The 21355-nt window shown below is 67.1% G+C and carries 17 protein-coding genes; 7 read left to right on the top strand and 10 right to left on the bottom strand.

Going from position 1 to position 21355, the window contains the following annotated elements:
* Nucleotides 1-10: 10 nt before the first annotated feature.
* The gene (gene hmgA, locus PW843_04920) at nucleotides 11-1330 is read right to left on the bottom strand and encodes a homogentisate 1,2-dioxygenase (GenBank protein MDE1145951.1); all 1320 of its coding nucleotides are present in this window, start codon (nucleotides 1328-1330) and stop codon (nucleotides 11-13) included.
* A gap of 199 nt (nucleotides 1331-1529) precedes the next feature.
* Entirely contained in the window at nucleotides 1530-2000 is a 471-nt protein-coding gene (locus PW843_04925) for an Lrp/AsnC family transcriptional regulator (protein ID MDE1145952.1), read from the bottom strand.
* Between the two features lie 147 nt (nucleotides 2001-2147).
* Between PW843_04925 and PW843_04930 the strand changes: the two genes are divergently transcribed.
* Complete coding sequence (locus PW843_04930; GenBank protein MDE1145953.1) at nucleotides 2148-3326, top strand: aspartate/tyrosine/aromatic aminotransferase; 1179 nt, start codon at nucleotides 2148-2150, stop codon at nucleotides 3324-3326.
* Complete coding sequence (locus tag PW843_04935; GenBank protein MDE1145954.1) at nucleotides 3326-3736, top strand: Rieske (2Fe-2S) protein; 411 nt, start codon at nucleotides 3326-3328, stop codon at nucleotides 3734-3736. Before PW843_04930 ends, PW843_04935 begins: the two co-directional genes overlap by 1 nt.
* 176 nt (nucleotides 3737-3912) lie before the next feature.
* On the opposite strand, the gene galE is transcribed toward PW843_04935, so the two are convergent.
* Both galE and PW843_04945 read right to left on the bottom strand, forming a co-directional pair.
* Nucleotides 3913-4944: a UDP-glucose 4-epimerase GalE gene (galE, locus tag PW843_04940; protein MDE1145955.1), complete on the bottom strand. Its 1032-nt coding sequence runs from the start codon at nucleotides 4942-4944 to the stop codon at nucleotides 3913-3915.
* Between the two features lie 27 nt (nucleotides 4945-4971).
* Nucleotides 4972-6285 (bottom strand): hypothetical protein, encoded by a 1314-nt coding sequence (locus PW843_04945; GenBank protein ID MDE1145956.1) that lies wholly within the window; start codon nucleotides 6283-6285, stop codon nucleotides 4972-4974.
* Nucleotides 6286-6634: 349 nt separating this feature from the next.
* On the opposite strand from PW843_04945, the gene PW843_04950 reads away from it, so the two are divergent.
* The 5 genes from PW843_04950 (at nucleotide 6635) to PW843_04970 (ending at nucleotide 12652) form a co-directional block, all read left to right on the top strand.
* Nucleotides 6635-7924, top strand: a complete 1290-nt coding sequence (locus PW843_04950) for a glycosyltransferase family 4 protein (GenBank protein ID MDE1145957.1) — start codon at nucleotides 6635-6637, stop codon at nucleotides 7922-7924.
* A gap of 130 nt (nucleotides 7925-8054) precedes the next feature.
* Nucleotides 8055-9158, top strand: coding sequence for a GDP-mannose 4,6-dehydratase (gene gmd, locus PW843_04955; GenBank protein MDE1145958.1), 1104 nt, complete (start codon nucleotides 8055-8057; stop codon nucleotides 9156-9158).
* Nucleotides 9127-10098 (top strand): GDP-L-fucose synthase, encoded by a 972-nt coding sequence (locus tag PW843_04960; protein ID MDE1145959.1) that lies wholly within the window; start codon nucleotides 9127-9129, stop codon nucleotides 10096-10098. The genes gmd and PW843_04960 overlap by 32 nt, the downstream gene beginning before the upstream one ends.
* A 188-nt stretch (nucleotides 10099-10286) precedes the next feature.
* Nucleotides 10287-11822, top strand: coding sequence for a lipopolysaccharide biosynthesis protein (locus tag PW843_04965; protein ID MDE1145960.1), 1536 nt, complete (start codon nucleotides 10287-10289; stop codon nucleotides 11820-11822).
* Between the two features lie 59 nt (nucleotides 11823-11881).
* Complete coding sequence (locus tag PW843_04970; GenBank protein MDE1145961.1) at nucleotides 11882-12652, top strand: FkbM family methyltransferase; 771 nt, start codon at nucleotides 11882-11884, stop codon at nucleotides 12650-12652.
* Nucleotides 12653-12824: 172 nt separating this feature from the next.
* On the opposite strand, the gene PW843_04975 is transcribed toward PW843_04970, so the two are convergent.
* The 6 genes from PW843_04975 to PW843_05000 all read right to left on the bottom strand — a co-directional run bounded on the left by PW843_04975 (nucleotide 12825) and on the right by PW843_05000 (nucleotide 21345).
* Nucleotides 12825-14234 carry a hypothetical protein gene (locus PW843_04975; protein MDE1145962.1) on the bottom strand — a complete coding sequence of 470 codons (1410 nt, stop codon included), beginning with the start codon at nucleotides 14232-14234 and terminating at the stop codon, nucleotides 12825-12827.
* A gap of 63 nt (nucleotides 14235-14297) precedes the next feature.
* Entirely contained in the window at nucleotides 14298-15713 is a 1416-nt protein-coding gene (locus PW843_04980; GenBank protein ID MDE1145963.1) for a hypothetical protein, read from the bottom strand.
* Complete coding sequence (locus PW843_04985; protein MDE1145964.1) at nucleotides 15710-16909, bottom strand: glycosyltransferase; 1200 nt, start codon at nucleotides 16907-16909, stop codon at nucleotides 15710-15712. Before PW843_04985 ends, PW843_04980 begins: the two co-directional genes overlap by 4 nt.
* Nucleotides 16910-17097: 188 nt before the next feature.
* On the bottom strand, nucleotides 17098-18564 hold the full coding sequence (locus tag PW843_04990; protein MDE1145965.1) for an undecaprenyl-phosphate glucose phosphotransferase: 1467 nt from the start codon (nucleotides 18562-18564) through the stop codon (nucleotides 17098-17100).
* 230 nt (nucleotides 18565-18794) lie between these two features.
* On the bottom strand, nucleotides 18795-19940 hold the full coding sequence (locus PW843_04995) for a glycosyltransferase (protein MDE1145966.1): 1146 nt from the start codon (nucleotides 19938-19940) through the stop codon (nucleotides 18795-18797).
* 100 nt (nucleotides 19941-20040) lie between these two features.
* A complete protein-coding gene (locus PW843_05000; GenBank protein ID MDE1145967.1) occupies nucleotides 20041-21345 on the bottom strand; it encodes a glycosyltransferase in 1305 nt (434 codons plus the stop codon).
* Nucleotides 21346-21355: the final 10 nt, after the last annotated feature.

Consider the following 21355-nt stretch of genomic DNA (forward strand, 5'->3'; position numbering starts at 1 on the left):
GGTCCATGGGTCAGGGCAACTGGGCCTTGGCGAAACCGGCCCAGCAATCGTCGTAGTCCAGCTGCATCAGTGGGGTTTCAGTGGCGAAGCGGGTGGGGCGGATGACCCAGCGGCTTTCGAACATGAAGGCCATGGTGTTCTCGATCTTGTGCGGCTTCAGGTCGGCGGTCACCGCGCGTTCATAGCTGGTGCGGTCGGGGCCGTGGCCGCTCATGCAATTGTGCAGGGAGGCGCCACCGGGTGCGAAGCCGCCGGCCTTGGCGTCATAGGCGCCATGGATCAGGCCCATGAATTCATTCATGACGTTGCGGTGGAACCACGGCGGCCGGAAGGTATCCTCCGCCACCATCCAGCGCGGCGGGAAGATGACGAAGTCGCAATTGGCGGTGCCGGCGATTTCCGACGGTGCGGTCAGCACGGTGAAGATCGACGGGTCGGGATGGTCGTAGGACACGGTGTTGATGGTATTGAACCGCGCCAGGTCATACTTGTAGGGCGCCAGGTTGCCGTGCCAGGCCACCACGTCCAGGGGGCTGTGGTCCAGGGTCGTGGTCCACAGGCGGCCCTGGTACTTCTGCACCACCTCCGTCGCTTCGTCCAAATCCTCGAACCAGGCGACGGGGGACAGGAAGTCGCGCGGGTTGGCCAGGCCGTTGGCGCCGATGGGCCCCAGGTCTGGCAGCTTGAAGGGCGCGCCGTAGTTCTCGCAGACATAGCCGCGGGCGGTGCCGTCGGTCAGCGTCACGCGGAAACGCACACCACGCGGCACCACGGCGATCTCACCCGGCGCCACATCCAGCAGGCCCATCTCCGTCGCCAGGCGCAAGCGGCCCTGTTGTGGGACGATCAGCAATTCACCGTCGGCGTTGTAGAACACCCGTGACGCCATGGGCTGGTTGGCGGCGTAGAGGTGGATGGCGATGCCGTTGTTGGTGCCGGCATCACCGTTGCCGCCATAGGTCACCAGCCCGTCCACGAAATCCGTGGGCGCGTCGGGCAGGGGCAGCGGGTCCCAGCGCAGGCGATTGGGATTGGGCGGCACCTCATCGAACGGTCCGCTGCGCAGCAGGCCGGCGCGCCCATAGGGCTTGAAGGGCGCGTGGCTGGCGGTGGGACGCAGGCGGTACAGCCAGGACCGGCGGTTTTCCGCGCGCGGTGCGGTGAAGGCGCTGCCCGACAGCTGTTCGGCGAACAGGCCGAAGGGCACCTGCTGCGGCGAATTGCGGCCTACCGGCAGGGCGCCCGCCACCGCCTCGGTCGCGAAGCTGTTGGCGAAGCCGCTCATGGTTTCAAGCGGGGTGTTGTGCCCGGGGATGGGGTGCTGGGTCATGGCTGGCCTTTGCCCAAGTCGTTTCATTTGAAACGATATAGAGGGCGTGCCAGGGTGGATGTCAAACGGTTAAATGCCGCCCTGGCCGCGTCGGCTTCAGGATACGACGCGCGGGCCGCAAAAACCTTTCAAAGGGCGCGCCAAACGGTGCGCCGCTGAAACGATTTCGCGCTTGAATGGCCTTGGGTGGATGAAAACCTCAGATCGGCAGGGCCGTCGTATATTTCACCTGGCTCAGCGCGAAATGGGACGCGGCGGCGGCCACGGCCGGGTGGCTCAGCAGTTCGCGCATCAGGAATCGCTCATAACTCGCCACGTCGGACACGACGACGCGCAGCAGATAGTCCCATTCCCCGGACATGCTGTGGCAGTCCATCACCTCGCCCCGGGTCTGGACGAAGGCCTCGAACTCCTGCCGGTCCTTGGTGGCGTGGGTTTTCATGCGCAGTTGGCACATGACGCTGACGCCCCGTCCCACTTTGGCCGCATTGACCAGGCGCACGGCAGGTCCCAGGATGCCGGCGTTTTCCAGCGCGCGGATGCGCCGCCAGCAGGAAGCGGGGGAGGCGCCGACCTCTTCCGCCAGGGCCGCGTGGCTCAGGCTGGCGTCGCGTTGCAGGGCGCGCAGGATGCGGTGATCGATCTCATCGAATTGATCAAGGTCTTTCATTTTTTGACGCCCTGTGGAATGTGCTTCCCAGAATTGCCCCCACTGCCGTGCCAATGAAAGGACATTGTCACGGTATTCGCATAAAATCATTCACCAGCCTAGCCGGGTGCCGGAACGGCGCCCCTGAACCCCCCGGGAGTTTTCACGATGTCCGCCGCCCTTTTCGATGCGCTGAAGCCGCAGCCCGCCGACGCGCTGCTGTCCCTGATCGCGCTGTATCGCGACGATCCGCGCGCGCAGAAGCTGGACCTGGGCGTGGGCGTCTATCGCGATGAGACCGGCGCCACCCCGGTGCTGCGCGCCGTGAAGGCGGCTGAGGCCCGGCTGCTGGAAACCCAGACCAGCAAGAGCTACCTGGGCCCGGAAGGCGACATCCGCTACACCGAACTGCTGCAGCCCATCGTCTTCGGGCGCGGCCTGTCGTCGGATGAGGTCGCGGCCGTGCAGACCCCCGGCGGCACCGGCGCCCTGCGCCTGGCGGCCGAACTGATCGCCAAGGCGAAGCCGGGCGCCAAGGTCTGGCTGGGTACGCCGACCTGGCCCAATCACGCCCCCATCATGAACAGCGCCGGGCTGACGGTCGCCACCTATCGCTATTACGACCAGGCCACCCAGGTGGTGCTGTTCGATGAGATGATGGCGGCGCTGAACGGCGCGGACGCCGGCGACATCGTGCTGCTGCACGGCTGCTGCCACAACCCCGCCGGCGCCGACCTGGACGCCGCCCAGTGGAAGGCCGTGGCCGAGCTGGTGGCCGCGCGCGGCCTGGTGCCGCTGATCGACCTGGCCTACCAGGGCCTGGGCGATGGGCTGGAGCAGGACGCCGCCGGCGCCCGCCAGGTGCTGGCCGCCGTGCCCGACGCCCTGCTGGCCTATTCCTGTGACAAGAACTTCGGCCTCTACCGTGAGCGTGTGGGCGCCTTGTACGTGAAGGCCGCCACCGCCGCCCGCACGGAACTGATCCGCACCAACATCCTGTCGCTGGCGCGGGCCAACTGGTCCATGCCGCCGGACCATGGCGCTGCCCTGGTGCGTGTCATCCTGGATGATGCCGGCCTGACGGAAAGCTGGCGGACGGAAGTGGATGAGATGCGCACCCGCATCAACCAGGTGCGCCAGGCCCTGGCCACCGGTGACGACCGCCTGGCCTTCCTGGCCCGGCAGCGGGGCATGTTCTCCCTGTTGCCGCTGTCGGCGGAGCAGGTGGGCGTGCTACGCCGCGACCACGCCGTCTACATGGCGGGTTCGGGCCGCATCAACCTGGCCGGCCTGACGGTCGCCACGGTGCCGCAGTTCATCGGCGCCTTGCGGGCGGTCTGGGGCTGATGGGAACGGGCGCCCCGGAGGATGAGGCGAACAGCCGGGGCGGCATCCGCCCCCGGCTGACCAAAACGCCGGCCGGCGTGCGGCTGTGCGCGCTGGACGACCTCGCCGAGCCGGGTGCCCGCAACTTCGTGCTGGAGGTCAAGGGCGACCGTTTCCACGGTTTCGTCGTGCGCCAAGGGAATGCGATCATCGGTTATGTCGATCGCTGTCCCCACGCCGGCGTGCCCTTGGCCTTCAAGCTGGACGATTACCTGGGGCAGGACCTCACCGGCCGTGACGTCATCCGCTGCGGCTGGCACGGCGCCCTGTTCGACATCGCCGACGGTCGCTGCGTCGCCGGCCCATGCCCCGGCCAGGGGCTGATCCCCTGGCCGGTGGCGGTGCGCGACGGCTTTATCGAGACGATCTAATCCGCGCGGCCTTTGATCGTAAACGATCAAAGGCCCCCTCAGACGCCGGGCGCCAGCATCCGCTGGCTTGGCTTCCTCGCCTTTCAGTCCGCCTTCGGCTCCCCAAAAGGCTCCGGCGGACGCGGTCGCGTCCTACCGCGGCACGAGTTCAGATCTCGTGCCGCTGGTATGGAGCCTCAGGCGGTTCGACGCGTGGTTCCGGTGGCGGTCTCCACCTCTTCCGCCGGCACGTAGAGATCCAGCAGGCGACGGCGCCAGGCGTCGGTGATCTGCACCTCCAGGGCGTCGCGGCTGGGGGTCCAGCCCAGGATGCGGCGGGCCAGGGTGGCGTCGCCCACCAGGGCCGGCGGGTCGCCCGGACGGCGGGGGCCCAACTGCCAGGGGATGGGCAGGCCGGTCACCTTTTCCGCCGCCTCCAGCACCTCCCGCACCGAATAGCCGCTGCCGTTGCCCAGGTTCAGGGCCACGGACGGCCCCTCGCGCATCAGATGCTTCAGCGCCAGCACATGGGCGTCGGCCAGGTCGCTGACATGGATGTAGTCGCGGATGCAGGTGCCGTCCGGCGTGGGGTAGTCATCGCCGTTGATGGTCAGCCCGTCCTTGCGGCCCAGGGCGGCGTCCAGGACGTTGGGGATCAGGTGCGGCTCGGGGTCGTGATTCTCCCCTAGATCACCGTCCGGGTCGGCGCCGGCGGCGTTGAAGTACCGCAGGATGGCGGAGCGCAGGCCCCAGGCCGGCCCGCAATCCTCGATGATGCGTTCCATCATCTGCTTGCTGGCGCCATAGGGGTTGATGGGCGCCTGGGGATGATCCTCGGTAATGGGCACCTGTTTGGGCACGCCGTAGACGGCGCAGGTGCTGGAGAACACCAGGTTGGACACGCCGGCCTCGCGCATCGCCTCCAACAGGGTGATCGATCCGGCCACATTGTTGCGGTAGTACAGCAACGGCTCCGCCACCGATTCACCGACATGGGCGTAGGCGGCGAAGTGCATGACGGCGCAGGGTTGGTAATCGCGCAGCACGGCGGTCAGCCGGGCCTGGTCGGCGATGTCGCCCACCTCCAGCGGGCCGAACATCACCGCCTCACGCGGGCCGCGGCTGAGGTTGTCATAGGTCACGGGGCTGAAGCCCGCCTGGGCCAGCGCCTTGCAGGCATGGCTGCCGATGAAACCGGCGCCGCCGGTCACCACCACGGTATCGCTCATCGCCTTGTTCCCTTCAGCGCGTGTTCATCAGGAGGCCGGATGCGGATGCATCCGTTCCTCAAACGGCGGTTTCTCAAGGGGCGGTGCCGCCCGCCGGGCGAAAAAACGGCAGAGCGCCCGTATCTCTTCACCCGCCACGAAGGTCTCTTCCGGCAGGGACAGCAGGCGGCGGCGCTTGGCGTCGTATTCGTCGCGCGTCAGGTTCCGGAAGAAATTGACCATGCTGTCCTCCAGCGGCGGCTGGAAGCCCCAGCCCACATCGTGGCGGCGGACCAGGCGGTCGACCTCGAAGCCCTCCACGCTCAGGCAGGGCACGCCGAAATACCCCGCCTCGTAAAAGCGGTTGGGCAGCAGCCAGCGTGAGTTGTGCTCGGTGTTCTCCAGGTCCAGCGCCCAGGCGAAATCGACGCCGGCGTACATCTCCGCCAGTTCGGTCGGGTGGTCGTAACGGCCGCCGTAGACGATGTTGGGACAGGCCTCCAGCGTCTTGAAGAAGTTCTTCTCGTCCACCGTGGTCAGCACGCCGCGGAACTTGATCTGCAAACGGTCGGGCAGGCGCTGCGCCAGGCGGCGCATCAGGTCCACCGTCTGCTCCCCCCGGATCAGGCCGAAATAGCCGATGACCCAGGGCCGTTCCGGGGTGGCTTCGGACGCCGCTTGCGGCATGGGGGCCGCCGCACTGGCCACCACGCTTGCCGCCTGCGGCCGCTCGGGCAGGCCGGGGCGCGGCATCTTGTTTTCCACCAGCAGCCAGGGTCCGCGGAATTTCTGCAACGGCGCGAAGTAGTGGCGGTGGAACCCGGGGGAGGACAGCACCAGCAGCTTCACCTGGGTCAGGCACAGCTTCTCCACCAGGCGCAGCATGATGGAACGCAGGCCGTGGGCGACGAACATGGGCTGGATGTCCAGCACCTCATACACCAGTTCCGCCCGCCGGCTGATGAACAGCCGCATGACCAGTGCCAGCAGCAATTGGTCGATGTTGCGGGCATACAGCACGGTGGCGTCGGTCAGGCGCCGGCGTTCGCGGAAGATGACCTTCAGCGCGCCCAGCAGCGCTTGCGCGCGATGGATGTACTTGCCGTCCACCGTCCGGCCCAGCAGCACGTGCCGCCAGGGCGGGCGATAGCCGCTGTTGTACCGCTCGCGTTCAAAGCCCAGGACCAATACGGGCAGGCCGTTGTCCAGGAACTCGCGCACGCGCTTGATGGTGCTGACGTCGGTGATGTCCTGAGTCAGGAAAATCAGGCCGTCCCCATCCGGCGTGGCGCCGGGAACCGAGCCGACGCGCTGGCTTATCCAGTCGCCGACGGATGCCCCGGCGGGCGGTTCCGGGTTCATGGTGGAGGTCACAGTGTTATCGATAACTGCTGCGGCGTCGGGAATTCTTGCAGACACGGGGTGTCCCCATCGGCGGCCACTAGGAAGTAATGGATCATGGACCGTGGCAGAATTTCTGTGCTGTGACAAAACAGGGTTGTGACATTCATTAAAGGGCGTATGTCTTTTTTCCCAACCCCCGTTCCTGTGACTGAATTAGGGCAGATAAACCCGGCCCGGTCACAGGTTGGTCACTGGCGCTGTTGACACCAGTCTTGCTTGAATTCCATCACGTTATCCAGCGGGTTGCGACCCGGGCCGTTCCACCCCTCGGGGTATGAGCAGCCTCCCCGCCGGATCAGTCCCCATCGTGACGGGAGAGATCAAGGCCGTGACCGCCCCATCCCCCATGTCCCAGCCCGCCACGGGCGCCTTCGTTCCACCGGGTTTCGGCGCCTTTGCCGGCGACGGGCCCGTCGAACTGCCCGAGATGGAGCCCGCCTTGGGTGAGCGCCGCTTCGACCGTGTGGCCATCACCTCGGTCTTCGGCGATCCGTCCCATCCCCGTACCTGGTCCGGCGCTCCGCGCAATCTGGGTGTGGCCCTGCAGAAACTGGGTGTGACGGTGGAGGGTTTCCATCCGCACCTGTCCACCCCCTGGAAGGTGGGCCTGGCGGCGCGCCATGTCATGGCCGGCTATGGCCGCCTGATGACGGCGGAACAGCTGTATCGTGCCGCCCCCGCCCGCCGTCACCTGGCCCGCCAGCTGGCGGCCGAGGCGGCGAAGCGCGGCACCCGCCACATCATCCACACTGGTGCGCTTGACCTGCCGGTGGTGGAGGCGGAAGCGACGGCCGATCCCATGTTCGACCGGGCGTCCCGCGTTCACCATTACCTCTATTGCGACCACACCTGGGCGCTGGCGGCCGAACATCGCCCCGACATCGCCGGCTACAGCCCCCGGGCCTTGGCGGCGTATGAGGATCTGGAACGCAGCGCCCTGAACAGCGTGGACCACATCTTCACCTTCGGCCGCTTCGTCCGCGATCACATCGTCGATCACTACGGTGTGCCGGCGGCGCGGGTGACGGCGGTGGGCTCCGGCATGGGCGACATCAAGCCCTATATGGGCCCCAAGGATTACGTCCAGCCCAACCTGCTGTTCGTCTGCAAGCACCTGTTCCGCGAGAAGGGCGGCGAACTGGTGATCGAGGCGTTCCAGCAGGCGGTGGGCCGCCGGCCGGACCTGACCCTGACCATCGTCGCCGACGCCTCGGTCCGCGACCGGGTGCCCCAGCATCCCAACATCGATTTCCGGTCCAGCCTGCCCTGGGCCGAGTTGCAGGAGTTGTACCGCCGGGCCAGCCTGCTGGTGCAGCCCATGCTGAACGATCCCTGGGGCCAGGTGTACCTGGAAGGCCTGATCTCACGGACGCCGGTCCTGGGCCTGGCCCGCAACGGCCTGCCGGAAATCACCGGCGACGGCCGCTATGGCTTCCTGGCGCCCCAGGCCGATCCGCTGGTTCTGGCCGATCTCATCATCCAGGCCGTGTCCGATCCCCAGCGCCTGGCCGTCATGGGCGCCCGGGGGCAGAGCCACGTCATGGAAACCTATACCTGGGACCGGGTCGCCCGGGCCGTCCTGTACCCCGACCATTGAGCGTCGGGGCGGCGGCACCGGGTCCCGGCAGGGACGGGCGGAGGGGCGCCCTCAAGACCAAGAACCCCTGAAACAAGCCCCCCCAAGTTTGCTGCGAATGCTTCCCACCTTTTGATGAACGGAGCAATTTATGTCGAATAAAACCGCGTTGATCACGGGTGTCACCGGACAGGACGGGTCGTACCTTGCCTCGTTCCTTCTGGCGCGGGGTTATGTGGTCCACGGCCTCAAGCGCCGTTCGTCGTCCATCAACACCAACCGCCTGGATCACCTGTACCGCGACCGCCATGAAGGCGGTTTTGAGATGAGCCTGCACTACGGCGACATGACGGACAGCCTGGCGCTGACCCGGTTGATCGCCGAGACGCGGCCGACCGAAATCTACAACCTGGCGGCCATGAGCCATGTGGCCGTCAGCTTCGAGATGCCGGAATACACCGCCAACGTCGATGCCACCGGCACCCTGCGCCTGCTGGAAGCCGTGCGGTCGCTGAAGATGCAGGACGATGTCCGCTTCTACCAGGCGTCCACTTCGGAACTCTACGGTGGGATCAGCAGCGAGCCGCTGTCCGAGACCACGCCCTTCCATCCGCGCAGCCCCTACGCGGTGGCCAAGATGTACGGCTACTGGATCACGGTGAACTACCGTGAGGCGTACAACATGCATGCCTCCAACGGCATCCTGTTCAACCATGAATCGCCGGAGCGGGGTGAGACCTTCGTCACCCGCAAGATCTCCCGCGCCGTCGCCTCCATCGAACGCGGCCTGCAGAACTGCCTGTACCTGGGCAACCTGGAGGCCCGCCGCGACTGGGGCCACGCCCGCGACTACGTCGAAGGCATGTGGCTGATGACGCAGCAGGACAAGCCCGACGACTACGTCCTGGCCACCGGCGAGGCGCATTCGGTGCGCGAGTTCGTGGAGCTGGCCTTCCACTGCATCGGCCGTCCGCTGGTGTGGCGGGGCGAAGGCCTCAACGAACGCGGCTATTGCCGCCGCACGGGCAAGGTCCTGGTCGCCGTCGACCCGGCCTACTACCGCCCGTCCGAGGTGGACTTCCTGCTGGGCGATCCGACCAAGGCCAAGACCGTCCTGGGCTGGCAGCACCGGATCGCCTTCGAGGAACTGGTGTTCGAAATGGTGAACGCCGACCGCGCCCTCCTGGATCACACCCCCGTCAAGCAGTGGGAAGGACAGCATGATGCACAAGCCCCCTTACGAGCTGCGCAATAAACGCGTCTGGGTGGCCGGCCACCGCGGCCTGGTCGGCCGCGCCCTGGTTCGCCGGCTGGAGCAGGAGGGGTGCGACATCCTGACGGTGTCGCGCCACCACTGCGACCTGCGGTCGTCCACCCAGGTGGACCGGTGGATGAAGGACTTGCGTCCGGACGCCGTCTTCCTGGCGGCGGCCCACGTCGGCGGCATCCACGCCAACAACAGCCGCCCGGCCGAGTTCATCTACGACAACCTGATGATCGAGGCCAATATCATCGACAGCGCCCACCGCTCGGGCGTGGAGAAGCTGCTGTTCCTGGGGTCGTCCTGCATCTATCCCCGCATGGCGCCCCAGCCGATCCCGGAGAACGCGCTGTTGACCGGGGCGCTGGAACCGACCAACGAGTGGTACGCCATCGCCAAGATCGCGGGCATCAAGCTGTGCCAGGCGTATCGTCGGCAATATGGCTGTGACTTCATTTCGGTGATGCCGACCAACTTGTACGGTCCCGGCGACAACTTCGACCTGATGGCCAGCCACGTGGCGCCGGCCCTGATGGTGAAGGCCCACCAGGCCAAGCTGGACGGCGCCAAGTCCCTGGAAATCTGGGGCAGCGGCACGCCCTTGCGTGAGCTTCTGTTCGTGGACGACGCCGCCGACGGCATGGTCTTCGTCATGAAGCACTATTCGGAGGAGGAACCCCTGAACCTGGGCAGCAGCCAGGAGGTTTCCATCGCCGAATTGGCGGAACGGATCTGCCGCGTGGTGGGTTTCAAGGGCAGCATCCATCACGACCGCAGCAAGCCCGATGGCACGCCGCGCAAGATCATGGACAACAGCCGCCTTGAAGCCCTGGGCTGGCGGGCGCCGACATCGATCGATGACGGCCTGGCCCAGACCTACCGCTGGTATGTGGACAACATCAGCACTGTCCGCGGCGCACCGGTCCATGCCTGAGGCTGGCCTCGCCTGATACCGGTCACATCGCCCATCCGGGGGCCCCAACACCCTGGATGCGGCGAGGGACCGCCGCCAATGCCCGGTTCCCGGTGATTGCCCTCATCGGGACCGGGCATTGGTTTTTCTTCTCCCTGGCAACGGCTGTTCCATCCGGATGCGGGAGGAACAACCGGTGAGAGGTGTTGATGCGTGATCGGAACGTCGATCTGAATACGGCCCACCTTGTCGGTGACATCGGCCGTCGGGCGACCCGCGGGGGCACCGTCATGCTGGGCGCCCAGCTGGTCAAGCTGGTGGCGCAGTTCGGCTCCGTCATCGTCCTGGCGCGTGTGCTGGCACCGGCTGAATTCGGCCTTATCGCCATGGTCGGCGCCCTGACAGCCCTGTTTGAAATCGTAAAGGAACTCGGTCTGTCGGCTGCGACCATGCAGCGGACGGACATCACCCACGAACAGGTCAGCGCCCTGTTCTGGATCAATACGGGGGCCGGATGCCTGATCGCCGGCTGCCTGGCCCTGGGTGCGCCGGTCATCGCCGGCTTCTACGGCCAGCCCGACCTGGTGCCCATCACCCGCTGGCTGGCGCTGGGTTTCGTCATGAGTGGCGCCACGGTCCAGCATTGGGCCCTGCTGCGCCGGCAAATGCGATTTTCCGCCATCGCCGTGGCCGAGACGGGCAGCGAGCTGATCGCCTTCGTCGTGGCGGTGGGCCTGGCCTTCGCCGGCTTCGGCCATTGGGCCCTGGTGGCCCAGCGCCTGGCCGCCCCCTTCCTGGTGATGACCGGTTGCTGGACCCTGTGCCGCTGGCGGCCGTCGCCGCCGCGCCGCACCGCTGGCATTCCCGACCTGCTGGGCTTCGGCCTGTCGGTTTCCGGCTGCGGCATCCTGTCGACCCTGGGCCGCAGCATCGACCAGATCCTGGTGGGCCGCATGTTCGGGGCCGCCACCCTGGGCCTGTATGAACGTGCCGCCCGCCTGGTGCTGGTCCCCATCAACAGCATCAACGCGCCGCTCTATTCCGTGGCCATGCCGGCCTTGAGCCGCCTGGTCGATGAACCCCAGCGCTTCCGCCGTGCCTTCGGCGTGCTGATCGAGCGCGTGTCCATGGTCACCATGCCTGCCTTCGTCGGGGCGGCGGTGGCGTCGGATTGGGTGACCAACCTGCTGTTCGGGCCGAAATGGGACGCCATGTCCCCGCTGGTCGCCTGTTTCGCCATCGTCGCGGCGGTACAGCCGGTGCTGATGACCGCGGGCCTGATCTACCTGCCCCAGGGGCGGCCGCGCGACCTGTTGCGCTCCACCGCCATCGACGTGGGGCTGGGGGTTGCGTCCTTCGTCGCCGGCCTGCCTTTCGGCGCGGTGGGCGTCGCGGCCTCCTACGCGGTGGTGGGGCTTATGGTGCGTCTGCCTGTTTGCTTCCTGCTGGCGTCTGGACAAGGTCCGGTAACGCAGCGTGATCTTTATAAAAGCATCCTGCCGTCGCTCTGGGCCTCGCTGGCGGTCGCCGGCGTCGTTTGGGCACTGCGGCGCTTTGTGATGCCTGCGAGCCTGCTGGATGCGCCGGTCCTGGCGCTGGCGGTGGCCGCGGCGGCCGGCATGGCCACCGCCGGCGTGAGTTTCTTGGCGATGCGGCAGAGCCGGGACGCCGTGCTTGGTGTTTTCCAAGCCTTGTGGTCCCGGCCCCAGCCGACAGCGTCCTTCGCGAAGGAGGTGGCCGAATGATCCCGGGTGCGCTGAGACGCAGTGCGAAGTCTATCGTTCGCACCGTTTGTCCCACGCCGATGATGCTGTGGCTTGAACATAAGTACTTCGAGCATTTCGGCGAATCCGAAATCCGTCTGGTGCGCCATCTGTGCGAACCCGGGCGCGATGCCATCGACGTGGGCGCCAACGAAGGCTGCTATATCCACTTCATGCGGCCCCATGCCCGGCGCGTCTACGCGTTCGAGCCGGTGCCCTGGCTGGCGGCCCGCCTGGCGGCCAAGTTCGGCGACGATGTCGTGGTCTATCCCACGGCCCTGTCGCAGGACTCCGGCATGGCCCGCCTGCACATCCCCATGGTGGCCGGCCAGCCCGACACGGGCCTGTCCACCCTGTCGCCCACCGCCCTGGCGGACAAGCCGGCCCAGCGTGAGCTGAAGGTGACGGCATCGCCCCTGGACGCCGTCTATTCCGGCGATGTCGCCTTCATCAAGATCGACGTTGAGGGGCATGAGGAGGCGGTGCTGGAAGGCAGCCGCCTGACCATCGCCCGCTCCCGCCCCCGTATCCTGGTGGAGATTGAGGAGCGGCATTCCCGCGGGTCCATCGACCGCATCGCCCGCTTCTTCGACGCCATCGATTACCAGGGATACTTCCTGCATCACGGCAAGCTGCGCACGCTGGATCATTTCGATGTCGCAACCATGCAGCGGCGCGAGGACATCGAAGGTTATCGGCCAGGCATGCCGCGCAGCCAGTTCGGCGACTATGTGAACAACTTCCTGTTCCTGCCCCGCCAGGAATCCCCCGGTACGCTGGCCAACATCACGGCGGAACTGGCGCAGGAATAAGCGGCAGCCGTCCTACGGCCCGACAACGACCAAGCCCGGCCCGATCCTGACTGATCGGGCCGGGTTCTTTATTCGGCGCTGCCGGTGGTATCGGGCAGACGCTGGGGGAAACAAAAAGGGCCGGGCCGGACGTCGGTCCGGGCCCGGCCCCACATGGTCGGTAAGTGCCGGATCAGGTCACCAGGGAAGCCGGCACCGTGCCCGGGGCTGGCTCGCCCACGGGTTCCGGCGGTGCGGGCAGTGGCGCCGGTGTGCGCTGCCGCGCCCGGCTGTGCAGCACGCTGGCGGCGCCGATCAGGAACAGCACGGTCCAGGTCTTGGGGCTGACATAGGCGCCGGACGCCTGGCCCAGGACGGCCCAGGACAGCCAGCACATCGCCAGCGCCTTCACGCCTAAGCTGCGCAGCCAGCCGCTCATGGCGATGATCATGATGATGCCGCCGCAGATACCCAGATAGACCCAGTGCAGGAAGAAATAGTTGATCAGCACCTCGTTGGGCTCCGGGATGTTCCACAGGGGTGAGAACGCGCCGGACCGCAGGAACACGTCGGCGATGTTGTCGCTGACCAGCTGCTCGCCCGTCAGGCCCACGCCCAGGATGGGGTGGTGCTTCACCACATCGACCGCCACCAGGAAGGGGCCGATGACGCGGTAGAAGAAGCTTTCGTCGTTGCCGGACGCGATCTCATGCAGGCGGTTGGCGTACACGGTGCTGCCGACGACGGCGAAGGCCACCAGCGCCAGCATGCCGACGGCCCCCAGCTTGATGATGCGGCCGGCGGCGGAGGACTGGGTGTCGTCATCGGGGGGCACCATCTCGTGCAGGCCCAACAGCAGCACCATCAGCAGCAGCGTGGGCCCGGGCATGGCCACCATGGCGGCGGCCATCATGGCGACGTACCCCAGGCGCTTGTGCCGCCAGCCGGTGGTCAGCAGCCAGCAGAAGCTGAACAGGGTGTAGGCGAAGGTGACGGCCGAAGGTTCGGACGTGAACAGCTTGGGCCGCACCCGGCCATACAGCAGTTCGTCGCGGATGTCGGATTCGTAGATGCCCTGATGATAGATCGCCAGGCGCACCGCGTCGCTGATCCGGTTCAGGCCGGCGTAGCTTTCCAGCAGGGTGCCGATGACGATGGTGACGATGAAGACCAGCATCAGGCGGGAAAAGGCGGCGGCCCCCGCCTCGACCACCGTCAGGAACAGGGCGTAGGAGATGACCAGCGAATAGATCATCTGCAGCAGGCCGGTGGTGCGCTTGGACAACAGGTCCAGGCCTGGCGCGTACAGGATGGACGCCAGCAGCAACAGGATCACGCCCAGGAAGGATGCCAGCCCGGCGGGCGAGATGGCATGCCGGCGGCGCCACAGCAGCACCACGCCCGCCATGCCGGAAATGGCGGCGGGGAAGGGGACGGTTGCCGTGATCTGGATGGAAAAGCCCGTGTAGATGCCCAGCAGGAAGACGACCAGCAGTACCCAGTCCGTCCGGGCCATGCCGGTTTGCGGAACGCTGGTCTCCCACGGCCGCTGCGGCGTCCATTCTGCGATTTCGGGGGCCGTCCACTGGGTCGCAAGGGTCATCGCACTGCCTCGGGGCTCTGGGGGCGTTCGGTTTTGTTGTTGTCCGTCGGATGCCCGGCGTTTCTACGGCCGGTGTCGTGGCCGGCCGTTGCCGCCGATGGCGACCAGCGTGCCGGCGGGATAGGGGCGCGGCGCGGGCGGTGGGGCGGGAAGCGGGGCCGCCGTTTTCTTCCGATGCGCCTGGGCGTGCAGGATGCTGCAGGCCGCGATCAGCATCAGCACGGTCCAGGTCTTGGGGCTGACATAGGCGCCGGACGCCTGGCCCAGGATTGCCCAGCCCAGCCAGCACAGCGCCAGGGCGCGGACGCCCAGGCTGCGCAGCCAGCCGGTGATGGCCAGCATCAGCACGATGCCGCCGCAGAGGCCCAGATAGACCCAGTGCAGCCAGAAGTAATTGGTCATCACCTCGTTCGGCTCCGGGATGTTCCACAGAGGGGAGAAGGAGCCGGAGCGCAGGAACACGGTGGCGATGGTGTCGGCGATCATCTGTTCGCCCGTCAGGCCGATGCCCAGGATGGGGTGGTTCTTCACCACCTCCACCGTCACCAGGAAGGGACCGATGACGCGGTAGAAAAAGCTCTCGTCATCGCCGTTGGCGATGTTGTCCAGGCGGGCGGAATAGACGGAACTGGCGATGACGGCGAAGGCGATCAGGGCCAGCGCGGCCACGGTGCCGATCTTGATCAGGCGCACGCTGAGCAGGGTGGGGGCCTCATCGCCGCCTTTCGGCACCATCTCGTGCAGGCCCAGCAGCAACAGCATCAACAACAGGGTGGGGCCGGGCATGGCCACCATGGCGGCGGCCATCATGAACAGATAACCGACGCGCTTGTAACGCCAGGTGCTGGTCAGCAGCCAGCAGAAGCTGAACAGGGTGTAGGAGAAGGTGACGGCCGAGGGTTCGGACGTGAACAGCTTGGGCCGCACCTTGCCGTACAGCAGTTCATCCCGGATATCGGCGTCATAGACGCCGGACGTGTAGATCTTCTGGCGCACGGCGTCGCTGATGGCGCCCAGGCCGGCGTAGGTCTCCAGCACCGTGCCGACGATGATGGTCAGGATGAAGACCAGCATCAGCCGGCAAAAGGCCGCCGGCCCGGCCTCCACCACCGTCAGGAACAGGGCGTACGAGATGACCAGCGAATAGATCATCTGCAGCAGGCCGGTGGTGCGTTTGGACAGCAGGTCCAGGCCCGGGGCGTACAGGATGGACGCCAGCAGCAGCAGGGTCACGCCCAGGAAGGCGGCCAGGCCGCCGGGTGAGATGCGATGCCGCCGGCGCCACAGCAGGACGACGCCGGTGACACCGGAAATGGCGGCGGGGAAGGGGACGTTGGGCGTGATCTGGATGGCGAAGCCGGTATAGATGCCCAGCAGGAACCCGACCAGCAGCACCCAGTCGAAAACCGTCAGCGTCCCCTGGTGGGCGGCGCTTTCCCGTGAGACGGCGTAGCCCGCCCATTCCGTCCAGGTCGTCATGCGGCACTGATGGCCGACAGCAGCTGCGGCCCCCTGCTGGTCCAGTGGAAACTGTCGCGGCAGGCCTTGTAGGCCGCGTCCTGAAGGTTGTTCAGCCGGTCCAGATCGTCGATGGACTGCACCACGCCCATGGCCAGGTCCTCATGCCCCGGATACAGCAGGATGCTTTCCTCCTGCTCCAGCGGCACGCCGGCGACCGAGCCCTTCAGGGCCAGGATGGGCAGGCGGTTGAAGACATAGTCCAGGACCTTCAGCTTGAAGCCGCCGCCGTTGCGTTCCGGCACCAGGGCGATGCGGGCCTCATCCATATGGCGGCGCACGTCGTCCACCGTGCCGGTGAAGCGGGTGGCCAGCACCCGCTTGCGCATGCTGGCCAGGAACGTGGCATCACCGCTGCCCACCACCTCCAGCTCCACGCCGTTGGCGGCGAAGATGGCGTCGGCCACGCTGATGAACTCTTCCAGGTTCATGCGCTTGGCGATCCAGTCGAAGCTGCCGACGATGACGGCGCGGCGCGGCAGGTCGCGGCTGATGGGCTGCTTGTGGCGCTCGACCGCGCGGTAGCCGGGGGTGACGACCGCCATGCTTTTCTCGGGAAAGCGCTCGCGGTACAGGTCGGCATCGTCGGGGGTGATGGCGGTGATCAGGTCGGCCTGGCCGACCAGTGCCCGTTCCAGCCGCGTCACCTTGGCCGAATCAAACCGCATGGCCTGTTGTTTCAACGGGTTGGATTGATTATGCGCCAACTGTGACCGCAGCGATTCCTCGTGGTTGTGGGAAACGTAGACCAGTTTGGGCCGTTGGCGCCGATTGGGGAACTGGCGCACGATATCGGCCAGCGCCCAACCGGACCCGATGCCATCCACCACCACGGTGTCCCAGCGGCCGGTTGCCAACAGGTGGCGCAGCCGGGCATGCATGTCGGGCGTGCCGCAGCGGTGGGCGATGTTGGGCAGGGGGGAACGCAGGCTGCTCCACCGCGACCGGGGCTTGTGCTCGGCCAGGTGCCAGGCGATGGCGCCATCGCCGGCATCCTCACGGTCGCCGTCGCTGCGCTTCCCGTCCGGGCGGCTGAGGCCCAGCACCGCCATGTCGGCGCCCGCTTGCGCCAAACTGCCGATCAGCCCGCCGGAATAGATGAACTGTCCGTTGTGGGGCGGATCGGGGTCGGCCAGCGTGATCCAGAGGCAGCGCATGGGCATCATCCCTTCATGTAATACGGCGGCACGAGGCAATGATTCGTGCCGCTAGAGGCCGGCGACGGCCGGCCCGGAGTGAGCACCGCAGGGCGGAACGAGGAAGCCAAGCTGCCGGATGGCAGCGCCCGGCGATTGAGGGGGCCTTTGGCCGGTTATGGTCAAAGGCCAGTGGTACCAGGTCAAAATCAGTAGGCGTTCTTGGTGAAAATGCTGCTGGTGATGGTGCGGGCGATGATTTTCAGGTCGCCCAGTACCGTCCAGGTCTCGATGTAGCGGAGGTCGTGTTCCACCCGCTTCACGATGTGCTCCACCGTGGAGGTCTCACCGCGCCAGCCGCTGACCTGGGCCAGGCCGGTGATGCCGGGCTTCATGCGGTGGCGGCTGTCGTAGCGTTCCACCGCGTCGCGGTACAGCAGGCCGCCGGCCTTGGCCGACTGGGCGTGCGGGCGGGGGCCGACGATGGACATCTCGCCCCGCAGCACGTTGATGAACTGGGGCAGCTCATCCAGGCTGGTGCGGCGCAGGATGCGGCCCAGGCGGGTGATGCGGGGATCGTTGCGCTGGGCCAGCTTCTCGGCGTTGGCATCGGCCATGTGGTGGTACATGGACCGGAACTTGTACACTTCGATCAACTGGTTATTGTAGCCGTGGCGCTTCTGCTTGAAGAAGACCGGGCCCCTGCTCTCCAGCTTGATGGCGATCGCGACGGCCAGCATGATGGGGGAGATCATGGCCAGAATGATGGCGGCCAGCACGCGGTCCTCCACCGTCTTGGCCACGGCCCGCCAGCCGGTCAACGGGTGGCGCAGCAGGTCCAGCACCGGCGGCTCGTCGCCCGCCCCTTCGGTCCAGCCCGCCCCCTGGCGGTGGATGTCCACCTGGTCCAGGCACAGGCTCACGTCCACCGGCGCCAGGCTCAGCGTGTCCAAGGCGGTGGCCAGGGCGTGGTTTTCGTCCGACAGCGGCATGGCCAGGATGACGCGGTCCACCCGGCCCTCGCGAATTTCCGTCAGCAGGTCGTCCAGGCCGCCGCGGATGGGATACCCCACGCAGAAGCGGGCATGCGGATGGCGGTTGTCGTCATAGACGCCCAGCACGTTGCGCTGGTCGCTGGGGGTGGCGCGGTAGTGGCGCAGAAGGCGCTGGCCTTCCGGCCCGCTGCCGACGATGGCGACGTTCTGGGTCAGGCGGCCGGCGCGCTGCCAGGCGCCCGAGGCCAGGCACACGCCCAGGCGCACGGTGGTCAGGGCGGCCAGGGCCAGCAGGGACCAGATGGCCAGCCAGCTGGTCATGGGCGCATCAAAGGCGCCCAGCAGGTTCAGCACCACCACCAGCCCGCCGGCGGTGGCGGCCCAGGCCAGCGACAGGGGCATCAGGCTGTCGGCCGCCTTGCACAGGTGGTCGAAGCGGTAGGCGCCGGTCAGGCGCAGGGCGTGCATGCCGACGAACAGTCCGACGATCAGGGCCAGGCCGAACAGCGGCCGGGCGACGGTGCCGTCGGCCAGGGCGGCCGCGACCAGGCCGGTCGCGGCGATGGCCACGGCGTCGCCGGCCGCCACCACGCCGGTGACGACGGAGGGCGCCAGGGGGCGGCCGTGGCGGGCGGGACAACGGCTGGGCCGTCGCCGCCGGGGTGTCGGGCAGGGTGACAAGGGGGGTGGAGAGGGCGTCTGACAGGGCTGGGGGCATGGGTTGGGTTCCTGAGATGCGGCTACCGGTGGCGCCCGGCTTTCCCGCGGCAACGCGGGGTGCGGGGGGCCAAGGGGCGGCTGATCAACAGCCAACGGGGTCGCCTAAATCAGGCCATGCCTATGATGAGAAGTCCTGTGACCAAGTTGAGGCTTGGTGGTGCGGCGCAACAAAATCTAAAAGACATACCCCGTCAGGGGGCGCCGATAAGACTCGAGAATATTTCTGACGCGAAGTTATGGGGGCTTTGGTATTGAATATACTTCGCGGCCGACTCCTGATCGAAATAACTCTTCTCTTCGCTTTCCGATATATATTCTATGCCTTTGGAGAGAGTGTCGGCATTGGTCGTATCCAGCGCGAGACCTAACCGATGGGTGCGCGCCAGATAGCCCAGCAGGCCCAAATCCTGGGTCAGGACCGGCTTGCCGGCGCGCGCCGCCCACAGCAGCACGCCGCTGGACCCGACGAAGCGCTGGTAGGGGGCCAGGATGATGTTGGATTCCTTGATCAGGGCGTTGATCTCACCGCTGGCCAGCCGCCTGTCCTCCAGATGAATCCAAAGGCGCGGCTGGTCCTGGGCCAGCCGGTCCAGGCCGGCATGGACCTGGTCGCGCAAGGCCGGATCGACCTTGCCGGCGATCATGACGCCGATCCGGCCGGCGGCCTCGGCCGGCAGCCGGTGCAGGGCGTCCAGCAGGGCCAGGATGCCCTTGCGCTCCGTCAGGAAACCGAACAGCAGCAGGGTCACCCGGCCCGCCGGCAACTGGTCGGCCAGCTTGCGGTCCTCGGGCTGTTCATTGACGAAGGGATGCACGGGGTCGACCACCGTGCGCACCTTTTCGCCGCGCGTGTAGCGCGTCTGGGCGTAGGTGGGGAAATAGGGGTCCAGGGTCAGCACGCGGTGCAGTGACCGGTTGCGCAGCATCAGGGGGTACAGTACCGCCTTGCGCGCGTCGCGCAGCCATTCCCGCCCGGTGGGTTCGTAATTGCCCAGGGCGCGGTAATGGACGGACGGACGGAACAGGATGCCGCACAGCCGGCGGCCGCCGGCGCCCAGCGACAGGGCCAGGGGCAGGGTCAGATGGTCCAGCGACAGGAAGTGCCCGGCCTCCGACTGGGTGCGCTGAAGATAGCGGCGCATGACCCACCAGCGGGCGAAGCCACGCACCGGCAGGACGGGGTGGCGGCACATCGCCTGTTCCGACGGCTCCAGCGGCAGCACGCGCACCCGGTCCTGCCGGCTGGCGGCGCCGTCGGCGGCCAACTCATCGTAAAGCTCGCGCGCCACGACGAAGGAGACGTGGTAGTCGCGCTCGTCGACGGCGGCGAAATGCATCAGGTGCTTCAGCCACTCACACGGATGGCCTTCGGCGTCAGGCTCGAAAATGACGAAGGACCGGGGTGAGGAAGGGGGGCGAGCCCCCGCCGTGGGACGCTTATTTGGCATAGAGGGCATCCAGCCGGCGGGTGAATCCGCCCAGCACATGGGAACGGGAATAATGCTGCTCCACGAAGCGCCGGCCACGGTCGCCCAATTCGCGTCGCAGGGCGGTGTCGCGGACCAGGCGCATCACGGCCTGGGTGAAGGCTTCGGTATCGTGCGGCGGCACGCAGAGGAAGGCGCCGCTGCGCTCCTGGATGTGCCACAGGGGGCTGTGCGGCTTGGCCGTGGCCACGAAGGGCCGGCCCACCGCCATGATGTTGAAAATCTTGGACGGGATGGCGAAGGCGGCGGCGTCGGGCTCCTGCGGCACCAGATGGATGTCGCCTTCCGTCAGGCCGCGGCGCAGTTCATCCGCCGGCAGCAGGCCGGTCACCCGCACCCGGCGCAGGGCACGGGTCGCGATCTCTTCCTCGATGGCGGGGCGCATGCTGCCGCTGCCGCGCAGGATGATCTCCACGTCGTCGGCCTGGCGCTGCAAATCCTCCGCCATCGACAGCACCTGGCCCAGGCCCTGCTTCAGGCCGAAGTTGCCGCTGTACAGCAGGCGGGCGGCCAGGGACAGGCTCTGGCTGTCGTTCGCCGGGGTATGGGGGACGGGGGCTTCGGGATACAGGCGGTCGGTGTCGACCCAGATGGGAAAGACCTCGATATCCTTGGTCACGCCCAGTTCGCGCAACTGGTCGGCCATGTGCTCGGTCAACACCACGATCAGGTCCACGCGGTTCAGCACCGTGCGCTCGCACCAGCGCATGGCCTTCACCAGCCCGCCGCTGGACACCATGTTCAGGCCCTTGGCCATGCCGGACTGGATGTCGTGGATGAAGGCGACGTGGCGGCCGTCGCGCTGGCGGACCAGGCAGCCCAGGGCCACGGTCAGGATGGACGGGCAGAGCGAAATCACCAGGGGCCGGGGCTTCAGCCGGCCCGACGCCCGGGCCCACAGCCCCGCCAGCAGGAAGCTGGCCTCGGCCATGATGCGGGCCTTGGCCGAGCCGCGACGCGGGATCATGGTGCGCACGCGTTCCACGCGCACACCGTTCATGATCTCATGACCGCCCTTGAAGTCCTTGTACTGGGCGAAGACTTCGGTGCCCGGATAATAGGGCATGCCGGTGAACACCGTGGTCTCGCATCCCAGTCGCGTCAGCCATTCCGCCAGATCGGCGCATTGCGGCGCCGAGCCGATCAGTTCCGGCGGATAGGCACGGGTCAAAAGAGCCGCGTGGGTGGAGGGGACGGAGGAAGGAGAGTACCCCATCCCCTCCAGCGGCAAGTCGCGCAAGGCCTCGCGGTCCATGGGGGTATCC

Source organism: Azospirillaceae bacterium (genome assembly GCA_028283825.1).
Lineage (GTDB): Bacteria > Pseudomonadota > Alphaproteobacteria > Azospirillales > Azospirillaceae > Nitrospirillum.

Excerpts from the sequence above, each read along its gene's own strand:
- PW843_04935 (MDE1145954.1), top strand. The coding sequence starts at position 3,326 with ATGGGAACGGGCGCCCCGGAGGATGAGGCGAACAGCCGGGGCGGCATC.
- PW843_04965 (MDE1145960.1), top strand. The coding sequence starts at position 10,287 with ATGCGTGATCGGAACGTCGATCTGAATACGGCCCACCTTGTCGGTGAC.
- PW843_04970 (MDE1145961.1), top strand. The coding sequence starts at position 11,882 with ATGATGCTGTGGCTTGAACATAAGTACTTCGAGCATTTCGGCGAATCC.
- PW843_04945 (MDE1145956.1), bottom strand. The coding sequence starts at position 6,285 with ATGAACCCGGAACCGCCCGCCGGGGCATCCGTCGGCGACTGGATAAGC.
- PW843_04995 (MDE1145966.1), bottom strand. The coding sequence starts at position 19,940 with ATGCATTTCGCCGCCGTCGACGAGCGCGACTACCACGTCTCCTTCGTC.
- PW843_04975 (MDE1145962.1), bottom strand. The coding sequence starts at position 14,234 with ATGACCCTTGCGACCCAGTGGACGGCCCCCGAAATCGCAGAATGGACG.
- gmd (MDE1145958.1), top strand. The coding sequence starts at position 8,055 with ATGTCGAATAAAACCGCGTTGATCACGGGTGTCACCGGACAGGACGGG.
- PW843_04980 (MDE1145963.1), bottom strand. The coding sequence starts at position 15,713 with ATGACGACCTGGACGGAATGGGCGGGCTACGCCGTCTCACGGGAAAGC.
- PW843_04930 (MDE1145953.1), top strand. The coding sequence starts at position 2,148 with ATGTCCGCCGCCCTTTTCGATGCGCTGAAGCCGCAGCCCGCCGACGCG.
- hmgA (MDE1145951.1), bottom strand. The coding sequence starts at position 1,330 with ATGACCCAGCACCCCATCCCCGGGCACAACACCCCGCTTGAAACCATG.
- PW843_04960 (MDE1145959.1), top strand. The coding sequence starts at position 9,127 with ATGCACAAGCCCCCTTACGAGCTGCGCAATAAACGCGTCTGGGTGGCC.
- galE (MDE1145955.1), bottom strand. The coding sequence starts at position 4,944 with ATGAGCGATACCGTGGTGGTGACCGGCGGCGCCGGTTTCATCGGCAGC.
- PW843_05000 (MDE1145967.1), bottom strand. The coding sequence starts at position 21,345 with ATGGACCGCGAGGCCTTGCGCGACTTGCCGCTGGAGGGGATGGGGTAC.
- PW843_04985 (MDE1145964.1), bottom strand. The coding sequence starts at position 16,909 with ATGCGCTGCCTCTGGATCACGCTGGCCGACCCCGATCCGCCCCACAAC.
- PW843_04925 (MDE1145952.1), bottom strand. The coding sequence starts at position 2,000 with ATGAAAGACCTTGATCAATTCGATGAGATCGATCACCGCATCCTGCGC.